At 70.4% G+C, this 16,784-nt stretch carries 8 protein-coding genes and 1 tRNA gene; 8 read left to right on the plus strand and 1 reads right to left on the minus strand.

The genetic code is table 11. The annotated features are described in order from the left end of the window. Positions 1–22 precede the first annotated feature (22 nt). The 6 genes from trpB to pyk all read left to right on the plus strand — a co-directional run bounded on the left by trpB (position 23) and on the right by pyk (position 12,498). The gene (gene trpB, locus QSJ40_RS07020; protein WP_285729813.1) at positions 23–2,155 is read left to right on the plus strand and encodes a tryptophan synthase subunit beta; all 2,133 of its coding nucleotides are present in this window, start codon (positions 23–25) and stop codon (positions 2,153–2,155) included. Between the two features lie 110 nt (positions 2,156–2,265). Beyond that, positions 2,266–3,084 (plus strand): tryptophan synthase subunit alpha, encoded by an 819-nt coding sequence (gene trpA / locus QSJ40_RS07025; protein ID WP_502875245.1) that lies wholly within the window; start codon positions 2,266–2,268, stop codon positions 3,082–3,084. 80 nt (positions 3,085–3,164) lie between these two features. Continuing rightward, on the plus strand, positions 3,165–4,313 hold the full coding sequence (lgt, locus tag QSJ40_RS07030) for a prolipoprotein diacylglyceryl transferase (protein ID WP_006213213.1): 1,149 nt from the start codon (positions 3,165–3,167) through the stop codon (positions 4,311–4,313). A gap of 191 nt (positions 4,314–4,504) precedes the next feature. Continuing rightward, a complete protein-coding gene (gene gltB, locus QSJ40_RS07035) occupies positions 4,505–9,211 on the plus strand; it encodes a glutamate synthase large subunit (protein WP_006213212.1) in 4,707 nt (1,568 codons plus the stop codon). Continuing rightward, the gene (locus QSJ40_RS07040; protein ID WP_006213211.1) at positions 9,204–10,667 is read left to right on the plus strand and encodes a glutamate synthase subunit beta; all 1,464 of its coding nucleotides are present in this window, start codon (positions 9,204–9,206) and stop codon (positions 10,665–10,667) included. Before gltB ends, QSJ40_RS07040 begins: the two co-directional genes overlap by 8 nt. Positions 10,668–11,016: 349 nt before the next feature. After that, the gene (pyk, locus tag QSJ40_RS07045) at positions 11,017–12,498 is read left to right on the plus strand and encodes a pyruvate kinase (RefSeq protein WP_006213210.1); all 1,482 of its coding nucleotides are present in this window, start codon (positions 11,017–11,019) and stop codon (positions 12,496–12,498) included. A gap of 313 nt (positions 12,499–12,811) precedes the next feature. On the opposite strand, the gene QSJ40_RS07050 is transcribed toward pyk, so the two are convergent. Beyond that, a tRNA-Leu gene (locus QSJ40_RS07050) sits at positions 12,812–12,891 on the minus strand. A 179-nt stretch (positions 12,892–13,070) separates the two neighbouring features. Here QSJ40_RS07050 and QSJ40_RS07055 point away from each other — a divergent pair. Beyond that, complete coding sequence (locus QSJ40_RS07055) at positions 13,071–13,727, plus strand: ANTAR domain-containing response regulator (protein ID WP_006213209.1); 657 nt, start codon at positions 13,071–13,073, stop codon at positions 13,725–13,727. A 99-nt stretch (positions 13,728–13,826) separates the two neighbouring features. Beyond that, positions 13,827–16,733: a DNA polymerase I gene (gene polA, locus QSJ40_RS07060; RefSeq protein ID WP_285729818.1), complete on the plus strand. Its 2,907-nt coding sequence runs from the start codon at positions 13,827–13,829 to the stop codon at positions 16,731–16,733. The last annotated feature ends 51 nt before the right edge of the window (positions 16,734–16,784 follow it).

A 16,784-nucleotide genomic window follows, 5' to 3' on the forward strand; every position in this document is an offset into this window, starting at 1 on the left:
CCAGGAGAGGACACGTCACCGCATGACCGAGCATCCCGAGGGAAGCGTGAGGGCCACCGGAACGGTCCTCGACTCCATCATCGAGGGGGTCCGCGAGGATCTGGAGGCTCGGCGCGCCGCCGTTCCGCTCGAGGAGATCCGACGCACCGCAGCGCAGGCGCCGGCGCCCCGCGACGCGATCGCGGCACTGCGCGGATCCCACGAGGACACGCTCGAGATCATCGCCGAGGTCAAGCGCTCGTCGCCCTCGAAGGGCGCCCTGGCGCCGATCGAGGACCCCGCCGCTCTGGCTGCCGCGTACGAGCGCGGGGGAGCGGCCGTGATCTCCGTGCTCACCGAGCAGCGCCGCTTCGGCGGCTCGCTGGCCGACCTGGACGCGGTGCGCGCTGCCGTGGACGTGCCGATCCTGCGCAAGGACTTCACGGTCGACGAGTACCAGATCCTCGAGGCCCGTGCCCACGGGGCCGATCTCATCCTGCTGATCGTCGCGGCCCTCGACGACGACGCGCTGGCCCATCTGCTGAAGGTCACCGAGGACCTCGGGATGCAGGCGCTCGTGGAGACGCACACGGAGGAGGAGATCCGCCGTGCCACGGCGGTGGGCGCCAAGATCGTGGGCGTGAACACCCGTGATCTGAAGACCCTCGACGTCGACACCGACCGCTTCGGGCACCTGGCCGAGCACCTTCCCGCAGACGCCGTCCTGGTGGCGGAGTCCGGTGTCAGCGGCTCCGAGCAGATCGAGGACTACGCGCGTCAGGGCGCTCATGCCGTGCTCACCGGCGAGGCGCTGGTCCGGGCGGGCGACCCCGTGGGCACCGTCGCCCAGTTCCGCACCCTCGGCGAGTCCATCCGCGCCGCGCACCGGGGGGAGCAGGAGGCCCGCGACGGGCAGCGGCGCTACTCGAACGCCCAGGGCCCGTACTTCGGCGACTTCGGCGGGCGCTGGATGCCCGAGTCGCTGATCGCCGCCCTGGACCAGGTCACCGACACCTTCGAGAAGGCCAAGGCCGATCCGGAGTTCCTGGAGGAGTTCCAGCGGCTGTCGCGCGACTACGCGAACAGGCCGTCGCTGCTGACGGAGGCCGAGCGCTTCGGCGCCCACGCGGGCTGCCGCGTGTTCCTCAAGCGCGAGGACCTCAACCACACCGGATCGCACAAGATCAACAACGTCCTGGGCCAGGCCCTGCTGGCCCAGCGCATGGGCAAGACCCGCCTGATCGCGGAGACCGGGGCCGGGCAGCACGGCGTGGCCACGGCCACCGCCGCCGCGCTGCTGGGCATGGAGTGCGTGGTCTACATGGGCGCGGAGGACACCCGGCGCCAGGCGCTGAACGTCGCGCGCATGAATCTGCTGGGCGCCGAGGTCGTGGCCGTGGAGCACGGCTCGCAGACGCTCAAGGACGCCATCAACGAGGCGCTGCGCGACTGGGTGGCCTCCGTGGACACGACCCACTACCTGCTGGGCACCGCCGCCGGGCCGCATCCCTTCCCGGCCATGGTCCGCTGGTTCCACCAGCAGATCGGCGACGAGGCCCGCGCCCAGATCCTGTCGCAGACCGGTCGGCTGCCGGATGCCGTGGCGGCCTGCGTGGGCGGCGGATCGAATGCGATCGGCATCTTCCACGCGTTCCTCGACGACGCCGACGTCGAGCTGCACGGCTTCGAGGCGGGCGGCGACGGGGTAGACACCCCTCGCCACGCCGCGACCATCACGCTGGGGCGCCCCGGCGTGCTGCACGGGGCCAAGACGTTCCTGATGCAGGACGAGGACGGGCAGACCATCGAGTCGCACTCGATCTCCGCCGGCCTGGACTACCCGGCAGTGGGTCCCGAGCACGCCTACCTCGCCGCCAGTGGACGCGCCGTCTACACGGCGATCACCGATGACCAGGCCATGGACGCCTTCCGCGCCCTGTGCCGCACCGAGGGCATCATCCCTGCGATCGAGTCCTCGCACGCCTTGGCAGGCGCCGTGCGGCTCGGCCAGACCTGGCGCGAGCAGCTCGGCGAGGAGGCCGCAGCGCAGAAGATCGTCGTCGTGTCCCTGTCGGGCCGCGGCGACAAGGACGTGGCCACGGCCGCCGAGTGGTTCGACATGCTGCCGGGCGGTTCCAGGGAAGAGAAGATCGCCGAGAAGGGGGAGCAGCTGTGAACCAGACCACCAGTGCCGGGTCCCAGGACCCCTCAGAGGCCTCAGCGACCGAGCAGACCGGTGCGCCGCAGGCGGCCGTGCAGGCCGAGTGCCTGTCCGGGCCGGGATCCCTGATCGATCGGATCATCCCCGCGGGCCTGGCCCAGGACCCCGACTCCCGGCTGGCCGCGCGCATCGAGCAGTGCCGCGCGCAGGGCCGACCCGCGCTGATCGGCTACCTGCCCGCCGGCTATCCCAGCGTCGAGGAGTCCATCGAGGCCGCCGTCGCACTCGGGCTCGGCGGGGCCGATGTCATCGAGGTCGGTCTGCCGTACTCCGATCCCGTCATGGATGGCGAGGTCATCCAGGCAGCCACCACGCAGGCCCTCGCCCAGGGCGTGAGCACGGATGACGCCTTTCGCGTGGTCCGGGCGATCACCGAGCGAACGGACGCCGTGGCCGTCCTGATGACCTATTGGAACCTGGTCATGCAGCACGGCGTGGACCGCTTCGCCGCAGACCTGGCGGCAGCGGGTGGGTCGGGGATCGTGACCCCTGACCTGATTCCGGACGAGGCCCAGGAGTGGTTCGAGGCCTCCTCCGCCCACGGCCTGGACCGGATCTTCCTGGTCGCCCCGTCCAGCACTCGGGAGCGCATGGAGATGACGGCGCGGGCGTCGTCGGGCTTCGTGTACGCCGTGTCGGTCATGGGCGTCACCGGTGCGCGGGACTCCGTCTCCGACGCCGCCCAGGACGTCGTCCGGCGAGCCCGCGCCGCCGGTGCGCAGAACGTGTGCGTCGGTCTGGGCGTGTCGCGCCGCGAGCACGTCGAGGAGATCGGCGCCTACGCCGACGGCGCGATCGTGGGCACCGCGCTCGTGAAGGCCCTGCGCGACGGTGGACCCAAGGCCGTCGGCCGCCTGGCCGCCGAGCTCGCCGGCCGCAGCTGACCCGCAGCCGGTGCGGACGCTGCGCCCGCACCGGCTCCCCTCCCACCCCGCCCGGGCGCACCGGAACCAGGAAGGCACTCATGCTCGTCTCGCCGACGCTGTCGATCCCCTCGCCCGGCTGGAGCGGGTTCTCGCTGGGGCCGTTCGAGGTCCACGCCTACGCTCTATGCATCCTGCTCGGGATGGCCGCGGCCATCGCGATCACGACCCGGCGCATGGACGCCCGCGGTCAGGACGGCGACTTCGTCATGGATGCGGCGCTGCTGGCCATCCCGCTGGGCATCATCGGCGCCCGGTTCTACCACGTGGTCATCACCGACCCCGGTTACTACTTCGGCTCCGCGGAGGGGCTGATGGAGATCCCGCAGCTGTGGAAGGGCGGGCTGGGGATCATGGGCGGCGTGGCCTTCGGCGCCCTGGCCGTGTGGATCATGTGCCGGGTGCGCGGGACCTCCTACGCCCTGTTCGCGGACTGCGTGGCTCCGGCCCTGCTGGTGGCCCAGGCCCTGGGCCGCTGGGGCAACTGGTTCAACCAGGAGCTCTTCGGCCGCGCCACCACGCTTCCCTGGGGCCTCGAGATCGCCCCCACGTCCCCCAACTTCCCGGACGGGCTTCCGGCGGGCACGCTGTTCCACCCCACGTTTCTCTACGAGTCGCTGTGGAACCTGCTGGGGGCGGCGCTGATCATCTGGCTCGGGCGCAGCCGCCGCACGGCGCACCGGGTCGACGGCGGCCGCTCGATGGCGCTCTACCTGATCTGGTACGGGACCGGTCGCATGCTGATCGAGATCTTCCTGCGCATCGACCCCTCCGCCATGTTCCTGGGCGTGCGCATCCACGTGTTCACCGCTGCGGCGCTGATCGTCGTCGGCCTGCTGCTCTACGCGTGGCTCTCCCGCCGCAAGGCCGCCGTCCTGGGCTCGGTCGCCGAGCACCCTGCCTCGACCCGCGCCGCGAACGGCAGCGGCAGCCACCGGGCCGTCGCTGCGGCTCGGCAGTCCGAGGCCGCCGCTGCCCCCGGGGCCGAAACCGCCTCCGAGCCCTGGCGCGGTGCCCGGATCAACCGGCTGCCCGATCTCGAACGCGCAGACCGCACCGCGGCAGCTGCCGAGCCCGAGCCCGACAGCGCCGAGCTCGGCGAGCAGGCTGACCCCTCCGGTGACGTGCGGCTGCAGGCCTTCGTCGAGACGCGCGCAGCCGATCCGTCGCGCCAGCCGGTGCGCGGCTGAGACGCACCGGATCGCCTCCGCATCGGCCGGGGCGGCCGCCCTGTGACGCGGCATGAAACAGCCAGGAAACACCCCGGCAGTATCCTCATCGCCGCATCAGCATGCGCTCCGCTGACGCCGCTCGGTCCCATCGGCTGAGGCAGGCACCGTCGGGCGGTGCCGAGCCGCAGCCATCAGGTGAGGAGAATTCCATGTCGCAGTCCGATCCCGGTCCCCGGGCGCACCCGGCCCCGCAGAGCGAGGACCAGGTCCCTGAGGCCGTCCCGACCGAGTCCTCGGACGGGTCCGTCCGCTCGCCGTTCACCGAGTTCTCCACCGCCCCCGAGCAGCAGGGCCTCTACCGACCGGATCAGGAGAAGGACGCCTGCGGCCTGGCCGTGATCGCGACTCTCGACGGGCAGCCCCGCCACGAGATCGTGGACAAGGCGCTGATCGCTCTGCGGGCCCTGGAGCACCGAGGCGCCGTGGGCGGCGACTCCGGCTCCGGCGACGGCGCGGGCATCCTCCTGCAGATCCCCGACGCCTTCTTCCGCGAGGTCCTCGACTTCGAGCTGCCCGCTCCGGGCACCTACGCCGTGGGCTCGGCCTTCCTCCCCACCGGCGGTCGCGACGAGGCGCAGATCCGCGCCCAGATGGAGGAGATCGCCCAGGCAGAGGGCCTCGAGGTCCTCGGCTGGCGCGAGGTCCCCGTCGACGACTCCGCGATCGGCAGCGCGGCGCGCTCGGTCATGCCGTACTTCGTCCAGCTCTTCGTCCAGGAGCGTCGTGACGCGCAGGAGGCCTTCACCGGCCACATCCCGGTCCAGGACCTCGACGGCTCCGCCGCCCGCCTGCAGCTCGATCAGAAGGCCTTCCGGCTGCGCAAGCGCTCCCAGAACCGACTGGGCATCTACTGCTCGTCGTTCTCCACCTCGACCATCGTCTACAAGGGCATGCTCACCACGGCCCAGCTCGAGCCGTTCTACCCGGATCTGTCGGACGAGCGCTTCGGCACGCGGCTGGCGGTGGTGCACTCGCGGTTCTCGACCAACACGTTCCCGTCGTGGCCGCTGGCTCAGCCCATGCGCACCCTGGCCCACAACGGCGAGATCAACACCGTCAAGGGCAACCGGAACTGGATGCGCGCGCGCCAGTCGCAGCTGAAGTCGCCGCTGCTGGGCCGCAATCCGGAGGAGCTGTTCCCGATCTGCTCCGTGGGCGCCTCCGACTCGCAGTCCCTCGACGAGGTGGCCGAGCTGCTGATGCTCTCCGGCCGTCCGCTCGTGCAGGCCATGATGATGATGATCCCGGAGGCCTGGGAGAACCACGAGACCATGGACGTCGACCGGCGCTCGTTCTACGAGTACCACTCCACGCTCATGGAGCCGTGGGACGGCCCCGCCGCCGTGGCCTTCACCGACGGCCGCCGCGTGGGCTCGGTGCTGGACCGCAACGGGCTGCGGCCCGGGCGCTTCTGGGAGACCGAGGACGGCCTGGTCGTCTTCGCCTCCGAGGTCGGCGTGGTCGACCTGTCGGACCGCACGATCGTGCGCAAGGGCCGCGTGGCCCCCGGCACCATGTTCCTGGTGGACACGGTCGAGGGCCGGATCGTGGAGGACGCCGAGCTCAAGCAGGAGATCGCTGACCTGCAGCCGTGGCAGGAGTGGTCCGAGGGCAACACCGTCCGCATCGCGGATCTGCCCGAGCGCGAGCACATGCGCCACCCGCGCTCGTCGATCGAGCTGCGGCAGAAGACCTTCGGCTACACCCACGAGGAGCTCGCCAAGATCATCGGCCCCATGGCCGAGAAGGGCGCCGAGCCCATCTACGCCATGGGCACCGACACCCCGGTGGCCGTGCTGGCCGAGCGCCCGCGCCTGCTCTTCGACTACTTCGTGCAGTCCTTCGCCCAGGTGACGAATCCGCCGCTGGACTCGATCCGCGAGGAGCTTGTGACCTCCATGCGGTGCGCGCTGGGGCCCATGGGCAATCTGCTGACCACCAAGCGCGTCCGCACGCACCAGGTGATCCTCGAGTTCCCCGTCATCAACAACGACGAGCTCGATCAGGTCCTGCACCTCACCGACGAGGACGAGATGCCGATCGCCCTCAAGGTGCGCGGCCTCTATCGCCCCGAGGGTGGGGGAGCGGGGCTGCGGGCGCGCATCGCGGAGATCTGCGAGAAGGTCTCGGCCGCGGTCAACCGCGGCGTGCAGTACGTCGTGATCTCAGACCGCGACTCGAACGGCTCGTGGGCGCCGATCCCCTCGCTGCTGCTCACCAGCGCGATCCACCACCACCTGCTGCGCTCGGCCACCCGCACCAAGTGCTCGCTCGTGGTCGAGGCCGGCGATGTCCGCGAGGTCCACCACGTGGCCCTGCTGCTGGGCTACGGCGCCTCGGGCGTGAACCCCTACCTGGCCATGGAGTCCGCGGAGGACCTCGTGCGCGCCGGGCAGATCGCCGGGGTCACGGAGGAGCAGGCGGTCGCCCACCTCATCAAGGCGCTCGGCAAGGGCGTGCAGAAGATCATGTCCAAGATGGGCATCTCGACCGTCTCGTCCTACTGCGGGGCCCAGACCTTCGAGGCGCTGGGCCTGTCGAAGGAGCTGATCGAGGACTTCTTCACCGGAACCGTCTCGCAGCTCGACGGCGTGGGCCTGGACGTCATCGCCGAGGAGACGCATGCGCGGCATCGTCGGGCCTACCCCGAGGACGGCGTGGTGGAGCCGCACATCGGGCTGGACACCGGCGGCGAGTACGACTGGCGCCGCGACGGCGCCCCGCACCTGTTCAGCCCGGAGGTCGTCTTCCGGCTGCAGCACTCGACCCGCACCGGCAGCTACGACATCTTCCGCTCCTACACCCGGCTGGTGGATGAGCAGTCGGAGCAGCTCAAGACCATCCGCGGCCTGCTGTCCTTCGACTCGGACCGCACCCCGGTCCCGCTCGAGGAGGTCGAGCCGGTCGAGGAGATCTTCAAGCGGTTCTCGACCGGGGCCATGTCCTACGGATCGATCTCCATGGAGGCCCACGAGACCCTGGCGATCGCCATGAACCGGATCGGCGCCAAGTCGAACACGGGCGAGGGTGGCGAGGACGTCGAGCGGCTCATGGATCCGCAGCGACGGTCCAAGATCAAGCAGATCGCCTCCGGGCGCTTCGGGGTCACGAGCCTGTACCTGACGAACGCCGAGGATCTGCAGATCAAGATGGCCCAGGGCGCCAAGCCCGGCGAGGGCGGCCAGCTCATGGCCCAGAAGGTCTACCCGTGGGTCGCCCGGACCCGTCACTCGACCCCGGGCGTGTCGCTGATCTCGCCGCCGCCGCACCACGACATTTACTCGATCGAGGACCTGGCGCAGCTGATCTACGACCTTAAGCGCTCCAACCCCTCGGCGCGGGTGCACGTCAAGCTGGTCTCGGAGCTCGGCATCGGCACCGTGGCCTCGGGCGTGACCAAGGCCCGCGCGGACGTCGTGCTGGTCTCCGGCCACGACGGCGGTACGGGCGCTGCCCCGTTGAACTCGCTCAAGCACGCCGGGCTGCCCTGGGAGATCGGGCTGGCCGAGACCCAGCAGACCCTGATGCTCAACGGGCTGCGCGATCGGGTGGTCGTGCAGGCGGACGGGCAGATGAAGACCGGGCGCGACGTCGTGATCGCGGCGCTGCTGGGCGCGGAGGAGTATGGCTTCGCGACCGCGCCGCTGGTGGTCGAGGGCTGCATCATGATGCGCAAGTGCCACCTGGACACCTGCCCGGTGGGCGTGGCCACCCAGAACCCGCTGCTGCGGGAGCGGTTCACGGGCAGGGCCGAGCACGTGGTGAACTTCTTCACGTTCCTGGCCGAGGAGGTCCGCGAGCTGCTGGCCCAGCTGGGCTTCCGCAGCCTCGACGAGGCCATCGGCCACGCCGAGATCCTGCGCACGGACCGGGCGATCAGGCACTGGAAGGCAGAGGGACTGGACCTGACCCCGGTGCTGCACTCCTCGGTGCTCGAGCACGAGGGCAAGGAGGTCCGGTGCCGTAGAGGCCAGGACCACGAGCTCGATCAGCACTTCGACGTCGCCCTGATCCGCGAGTCCCAGCCGGCGCTGAGGGACCGGGAGCCGGTGCGGCTGCAGCACGAGATCGTGAACACCGATCGGTCGGTGGGCACCATGCTCGGGCATGAGGTGACCCGCACCTTCCAGACCGACGAGCTCGGCCACGACACGATCGACATCACCCTCCTCGGGCAGGCCGGGCAGTCGCTGGGGGCCTTCCTGCCCCAAGGCATCACCCTGCGGCTGGAGGGCGATGCGAACGACTACGCCGGCAAGGGCCTCTCCGGCGGTCGGATCATCATCCGCCCCGCTCGGGATGCGTCCTTCACCGCCGAGGACAACGTGGTGGCCGGCAACGTGATCGGCTACGGCGCCACGAGCGGCGAGATCCTGCTGCGCGGCCAGGTGGGGGAGCGCTTCCTGGTGCGCAACTCCGGAGCGACCGCGGTGGCCGAGGGCATCGGCGATCACGGCTGCGAGTACATGACCGGCGGCACCGCGCTGATCATCGGGCGCACCGGCCGCAACTTCGGGGCCGGGATGTCCGGCGGCGTCGCCTACGTCCTGGACCTGAGCGAGGCGGCGGTGAACCTCCAGTCGCGCACCAGCGGCGAGCTGCAGCTGCTCGAGCTCGACGACGACGACCGCGCCACGGTGCAGGGACTCCTGCGCCGCCATGCCGAGGAGACCGGATCGCAGCTGGCCCAGCGCCTGCTCGACGACCTCGAGACCACCTGCGCGCGCCTGACCAAGGTGCTCCCGCGCGACTACTCGACCGTGCTCGGCATCCGTGCCGATGCCGAGCGCGACGGCCTGGACCCGGACGGGACCGAGGCCTGGAACCAGATCCTGGAGGCGACGACCCGTGGCTGATCCCCGTGGATTCCTCAAGACGACCGAGCGCGTGGACCGGCCCAAGCGGCCGGTGCCGGTGCGCATCATGGACTTCGCCGAGGTCCAGACCCGGCAGGATCCGTCCGTGATCCATCAGCAGGCGGGTCGTTGCATGGACTGCGGCATCCCGTTCTGCCACCAGGGCTGCCCGCTGGGCAATCTCATCCCGGAGTGGAACGACCTCATGTGGCGCGGACGCGACCGCGAGGCCGTGGCCCGCATGCACGCGACCAACAACTTCCCGGAGCTGACGGGGCGCGTGTGCCCGGCCCCGTGCGAGTCGGCGTGCGTGCTGGGCATCAACCAGCCCGCGGTGACGATCAAGCAGGTCGAGTACGAGATCGGCGAGAAGGCGCTCGACGACGGCCTGCTCGAGCCGTTCATCCCGGATCGCCTGGTCGGGCAGACCGTGGCCGTCGTGGGCTCGGGCCCGTCCGGTCTGGCCGCGGCCCAGCAACTCACGCAGGCCGGGTTCACGGTGGCGGTCTTCGAGCGCGACGACCGCATCGGGGGGCTGCTGCGCTACGGCATCCCCGACTTCAAGCTCGAGAAGGAGGTGCTGGAGCGCCGCCTGGAGGTCATGCGCCAGGAGGGCACCCGCTTCCGCACCGGCGTGGAGATCGGCCGGGACATCACCTGGGACCAGTTGCGCCGCCGCTACGACGCCGTCATCGTGGCCACCGGAGCCTTGAAGCCCCGCGAGCTGCCGGTGCCGGGCCGCGAGCTGGACGGGGTGCACCAGGCGATGGAGTACCTCACCCAGTCCAACCGCGTCGTCGCCGGCGACGAGGTCGCGGATCAGATCCGGGCCGATGGGAAGCACGTGGTGGTGCTGGGCGGCGGGGACACCGGCTCCGACTGCATCGGCACCGCCAACCGTCAGGGCGCCGCCTCGGTGACGAACATCGCGATCGGCTTCGAGCCGCCCGCCCAGCGTCCGGACTCCGAGCCGTGGCCCATGGCGCCCAAGGTGCTCGACGTCTCCTCGTCGCACGAGGAGGGCGTGGACCGCGTGTACCTGTCCTCGACCGTCGAGCTGATCGCCGGTGAGGACGGCCGGGTGCGCGCCCTGCGCCTGGCCGAGACCGAGTACCTTCCGGACGGCAGCCGCGGGCCCAAGGCCGGCACCGAGCGCGAGATCCCCGCGGATCTGGTGCTGCTGGCGCTGGGGTTCACGGGCAACGAGTCGGATGAGCTGGTCTCGCAGCTGCAGGTCAGCTGCGAGCCCCGCGGCACGGTCGCCCGCGATGACCACTACATGACTTCGGTGCGCGGCGTCTTCGCCTGCGGGGACTCGGGCCGCGGTGCGTCGCTGGTGGTCTGGGCCATCGCCGAGGGGCGCGCCTGCGCCGCCGAGGTCGAGAAGCACCTCACCGGCAGCACGCGCCTGCCCGCGCCGGTGCGGCCCAGCACGCGGGCCATCGACCTGCGCTGAGCCACTCGGCACCGCCCTGAGGGTTCCGGCCCTGCGCAGGCACCTCCGTGAGCCCGCGGGCGCACGGGCCGCGCACCCCTGGTCCGGGGGTCGCGGCCCGCTCGTGGCTGCGGCGGATCGTCTCCGTCACCAGGAGTGACGAGCATCTCGCTGTTAGCCCTCAGCGCGCATCCGACTTCGCCCATCTCCGACCGATCGCCTGCAGGGCGAGTATGGTGGGGAGAAGAGCGGGTCCTTTCGAGGCCCGCAGCATGACCCCGGCAGAGCTGCCGCGCAGGATTCCTCCCTCGCAGCTTCGGGGGTCTGCGCGTCGGTCTGCCAGTTCCGACATCGAGCAGGAGGAAGTGCCTTGCGCAGAGCGAAGATCGTGGCGACCATCGGTCCGGCCATCAGCTCCTACGAGAAGATCACCGAAGCCATCCAGGCCGGGCTGAACGTCGCCCGCCTCAACATGAGCCATGACACCCACGACACCCACCTGGCGTCGTACCAGAACCTGCGTCGTGCCTCGGAGGATCTCGGCCAGACCGTCGCGATCATGGCCGACCTGCAGGGGCCCAAGATCCGCCTCGGCCGCTTCGCCGACGGCCCCCACGAGCTGGCCGTGGGCGATGTCTTCACCATCACCGTCGAGGACATCCTGGGCGATCGCACCCGCTGCTCCACCACGTTCAAGGGGCTGCCCCAGGACGTGAAGCCCGGCGACCCGCTGCTGATCGACGACGGCAAGGTCGCCCTGCGGGCCACCGAGGTCACCGACACCGACGTCACCACCGTCGTGGAGGTGCCCGGCAAGGTCTCGAACAACAAGGGCATCAACCTGCCCGGCGTGGCCGTGAACGTCCCCGCCCTGTCCGACAAGGACGAGGTGGACCTGCGCTGGGCCCTGAACACGGGCTGCGACCTCGTCGCTCTGTCGTTCGTGCGCACCGGCGACGACATCACCCGCGTGCACGAGATCATGGACGAGGAGGGCCGCCGCGTCCCCGTCATCGCCAAGATCGAGAAGCCGCAGGCCGTGGAGAACCTCCACGAGATCATCGACAGCTTCGACGGCATCATGGTCGCTCGCGGCGATCTCGGCGTCGAGCTGCCGCTGGAGGAGGTCCCGGTCGTGCAGAAGCGCGCGATCGAGCTGGCGCGCCGCTGGGCCAAGCCGGTCATCGTGGCCACCCAGGTCCTCGAGACCATGATGGAGAACCCGCGCCCCACGCGCGCCGAGGCCTCGGACTGCGCCAACGCCGTGCTCGACGGGGCGGATGCGGTCATGCTCTCCGGCGAGACCTCGATCGGCGCCTACCCGATCGAGGCGCTGCAGACCATGTCGCGCATCATCCTGGCCACCGAGCGCCAGGGCTGGGAGCGCATCAGCCAGATGGTCACGGAGCCGCGCACCCGCGGCGGTGCGATCACCCGCGCGGCCGTGACCATCGCCCGTCAGCTGGACGTCCAGTACCTCACCACGTTCACGCAGTCCGGTGACACGGCCCGCCGCCTGTGCCGTCTGCGCCCGCAGCAGCCGATCCTGGCCTTCACCCCGGACCCCAACGTCGTGGCGTTCTGCTCGCTGCTGTGGGGCGTCCAGCCGATCCTCAGCGATCAGGTCGACCACACGGACGAGATGACCCGACAGGTGGACCTCTACCTCCAGTCGCATGATCTGGCTTCGCCGGAGGACCTGGTGGTCATCTGCGCCGGCTCGCCCCCAGGCGTGGCCGGTTCGACCAACCTGGTCAAGGTGCATCGCGTCGGCGATGCCAACGACTCCGGGGCCACCGTCGAGGATTCCCAGAAGGAGCGTCACGAGTCCGTGAGGCCCTGGAACCACTGATCAAGGAGCAGGCGGACTGATCCCGCGGAGCGGATCTGATCCTGCGAGGTCTGCGGCCCCGTCCACGAGCAACGGCTCGTGGACGGGGCCGTTGCGCGTCCGAGGTGCGAACGCAGCTGCTGGCTGGTCTGTCGGTCATGACTCGATCCAAGGCGGCGGGCCGCACAAAGCCCTCCCGTTGCGCTGTTCCATGGCTGGGCAGAGACTGTCGCGCGCTCAGGCAGGCGGGGGAGTCCCTTGCCCTCGGGATAGACGAGAAGCGCCCCGAGCCTGTGGCTCGGGGCGCTTCCGTGGGGCCGGGGATGGCCCAGGGTGCCCAAGGTGGGACTCGAACCCACACTCCGAAGAACCGCATTTTGAGTGCGGCGCGTCTGCCGATTCCGCCACTTGGGCGCGCGAGGCGCACGCAGAACCCTACCGCAGGGATCCGGCACGCCGCGGCATGGATGACTAGGCTGGGAGCATCGCCTGTCGGGGCGCAGTCCTGCGGCTCCGACACGTGCTCGAGGTCCCCGGAGCAGTGAGCGGGAGGCCCAGCCCATCCTGTCGCCTGTGCCGAAGGAGCCACCGCCGTGACCGAGAACACCGAACCGCTGGATCTCCCCGTCCCGGGCGGCTCCGAATCCCAGGCCGACGACGCTGGAGCATCGGAAGCAGCACACCGCCGACGCGTGGTCGTGGCCGAGGACGACTCCATGATCCGCATGGACGTGGTGGAGATGCTGTCCTCCGAGGGCTACGACGTCGTGGGGGAGGCCGCCGACGGCCGCCGTGCGGTGGAGCTGACCCGCGAGCACGAGCCCGATCTGGTGCTCATGGACGTGAAGATGCCGGTGCTCGACGGCATCTCGGCCGCCGAGGAGATCGCCGCCGAGCGCATCGCCCCGGTCGTGCTGCTGACGGCCTTCAGCCAGAAGGAGCTCGTAGAGCGGGCCCGGGAAGCCGGGGCCATGGCCTACGTGGTCAAGCCCTACACCGCCGCAGAGCTGATCCCCGCGATCGAGATCGCCGTCTCGCGCTTCGACGAGATCGTGGCGCTCGAGGACGAGGTCACCGAGATGAAGGACCAGTTCGAGACCCGCAAGCTGGTCGAGCGCGCCAAGTCGCTGCTGATCTCGCGCATGGGCCTGACCGAGCCGGAGGCCTTCCGCTGGATCCAGAAGACCTCCATGGACCGCCGCCTGTCCATGCGCGAGGTCGCCGACGCGATCCTCAACCAGGTGGGCTGAGCACCCACCCGTGTCCCGCGCGCCCATCGGGGAGGGCGCGCCCATCGGGGAGGGGATGAGGGGCGTCGTGCTGTCCGGGCGCGCCCCTAGGATGGGCCCGTGAGCACGAAGACCAGCACCGAGACCGCCGCCCCCGCCTCCGTCACGATCGGGATCAAGACGGACGACCCCGTCGAGATCCCGCTGCCTCAGCGGATCGAGCGCCCGGAGCGGCGCCTGCTGCTGATCGACGGCCACTCGCTGGCCTTCCGCGCCTTCTTCGCTCTGTCGCGGGCCGCGGAGTACGGCAGCGGTCCGTCGTTCGTGACCTCGGACGGCACGCACACGGAGGCCGTCTACGGCTTCCTGAACACCATGGCCAAGATGCTGCGCGAGCAGAAGCCCACGCATCTGGTGGTGACCTTCGACCTCGACGGCCCCACGCTGCGCTCCCAGGAGTACGGCGAGTACAAGGGCGGCCGCGATGAGACGCCCGAGGAGTTCCACGGACAGGTCCAGCGCATCCAGGAGATCCTGCAGGCGCTGAACATCCCGATCGTGACCAAGGAGGGCTACGAGGCGGACGACGTCCTGGCCACCCTGTCGGCCGCGGGCTCCGCTCAGGAGTTCGAGGTCCTGGTCTTCTCCGGCGATCGCGACGCCTTCCAGATGGTCGACGAGAACGTCACCATCGTCTACCCGGGACGCACGCCGTCGGATCTGCGGCTCATGGACGCGGCGGCGGTCATGGAGAAATACAAGGTGGCCCCGCAGAACTACCCGGACCTGGCGGCTCTCACCGGAGAGCAGGCGGACAACCTGCCCGGCGTCCCCGGCGTGGGACCGGGCTTCGCGGCCAAGTGGATCGAGGCCTACGGCCGCGTCGAGTCGATCATCGACAACGCGGACAAGATCACGGGCAAGAAGGGCGAGGCCCTTCGCGAGAACCTGGACCTGGTCCGTCGCAACCGGAAGCTCAATCGCCTGGAGACCACGCTCGAGCTCGGCTTCGACCTGGCGGACGCGGCGCTGCCCGCCCCGGATGCCGAGAAGGTCGACGAGCTGTTCGATGCCCTCGAGTTCGGCTCGGGCCTGCGCGGGCGCCTCTTCGACGCCCTCGCCGCCGACGACGACTCCCCCCGAGCCTCCGCACCCACGATCGAGTCGGTCGAGGACGCCGAATCCTCCGCAGGGCTCACGGCCTGGCTGGAGGACGCCGAGGGCGAGGTCGTCGTGCGCCCCATCCGCCACGACGACGATGCCCGCCTGCCGGGTGCGCGCGAGATCACCGAGCTGCTGCTGGTGCGCGCAGGCGCCGAAGCGAAGTCACCGTCCGCACTGCGACTGGATCTCACGGCCTCGGATGCGCAGCTGGAGTCGACCCTGGCCGCGTGGCTGGCCGATGCCGAGCAGCCCAAGGTGGCCGTGGGCCTCAAGGAGCTGTGGAAGTCGTTGACCGTCCGCGGGCTCGAGCTCGCCGGTGCGGTCGATGACATCCAGCTCTCGGCCTACCTCCTGGAGCCGGCGCGCACGCACTACGACCTCGAGGGCCTGCTGGCCACCCACCTGGATATCGAGGTCGAGCAGTTCCGGGAGGACGACTCCGCCGCTGAAGGCCAGACCGCGCTCGACGTCTCCGCGGGGGAGCCCGGCACCGCTGCCCGCACCTCCCAGGCGCGGCTGCGGCATGAGGCCTCGCTGGCCCTGTCGACCCTGGAGCTCTCGCGCGTGCTGCGCGAGAAGCTGCAGGCCGACGACCAGCTCGGGCTGCTCACGGACATGGATCTCCCGCTGGCCCGGATCCTGGGGCAGATGGAGCTCACCGGCGTGGCCGTCGACGCCCAGCGCGTGGCAGAGCTGATCGACGACCTCGACGGCCCGATCCAGCAGGCGTGGGACACCGCGCAGGAGATCGTGTCCCGGAAGGAGGGCGCGGCGGAGATCAACCTGGGCTCCACCAAGCAGCTGCAGGTCGTGCTCTTCGAGACCCTCGGGCTGCCGCCGACCAAGAAGATCAAGACCGGCTACACGACCTCCGCCTCCGCAGTGGCAGACCTGCTCGGCAAGGTCGATCCCGATTCCGAGGGCGCCCGCTTCCTGCTCGCCCTGATGCGCTGGCGCGATTTCACCAAGCTGCGGCAGATCGTGCAGGGCCTACGCCAGGCGGTTGCCGAGGATGACCGCATCCACACCGACTACCAGCAGACGGTGGCCGCCACCGGCCGGCTGTCCTCGACCGATCCGAACCTGCAGAACATCCCGGTGCGCAGCCAGGAGGGGCGCCGCACCCGTGCGGTGTTCGTGGTGGGCCAGGACGATCAGGGCCCATTCGAGACCCTGGTGACCGCCGACTACTCCCAGATCGAGATGCGCGTGATGGCGCACCTGTCCGGCGATGAGGGCCTGATCGAGGCCTTCCGTGCGGGTGAGGACCTCCACCGGTACGTGGGCTCCAAGGTCTTCGGGGTCGCCCCGGAGGACGTGACGCCGGAGATGCGCTCCAAGGTCAAGGCCATGAGCTACGGACTGGTCTACGGGCTGAGCTCCTACGGCCTTTCCCAGCAGCTGCAGATCTCGGTGGACGAGGCCCGGACCATGATGTCCGACTACTTCAAGCGCTTCGGCGGCGTGCGCGACTTCCTGCGCGGCGTCGTCGAGGAGGCTCGGGAGGTCGGCTACACCGCCACGATCGACGGTCGCCGCCGCTACCTCCCGGATCTGGCCAGCGACAACCGCCAGGCGCGTCAGGGAGCCGAGCGCGCCGCGCTGAACGCCCCCATCCAGGGTTCGGCCGCGGACATCATCAAGCGCGCCATGATCAACGTGGACGCCGAGCTGTCCCGCGAGGGACTGCGCTCGCGCGTGCTGCTGCAGGTCCACGACGAGCTCGTGGTCGAGGCCGCTCCGGGAGAGGTGGAGCGGGTCACCGAGATCCTGCGCGAGCAGATGGGCGCGGCCGCCGAGCTGACCGTTCCGCTCGAGGTCAACGTGGGCACCGGCCCCGACTGGAACGCCGCGGCGCACTGAGCTCCGGCACCTCCGGCTTCGGCTTGACACGGCGCGACGGAAGCGTCCGGA

The organism is Kocuria sp. NBRC 114282 (genome assembly GCF_030268385.1).
Lineage (GTDB): Bacteria > Actinomycetota > Actinomycetes > Actinomycetales > Micrococcaceae > Kocuria > Kocuria palustris.

Coding starts and splice junctions, on each gene's coding strand:
- trpB (WP_285729813.1), top strand. CDS start 23: ATGACCGAGCATCCCGAGGGAAGCGTGAGGGCCACCGGAACGGTCCTC.
- lgt (WP_006213213.1), top strand. CDS start 3,165: ATGCTCGTCTCGCCGACGCTGTCGATCCCCTCGCCCGGCTGGAGCGGG.
- gltB (WP_006213212.1), top strand. CDS start 4,505: ATGTCGCAGTCCGATCCCGGTCCCCGGGCGCACCCGGCCCCGCAGAGC.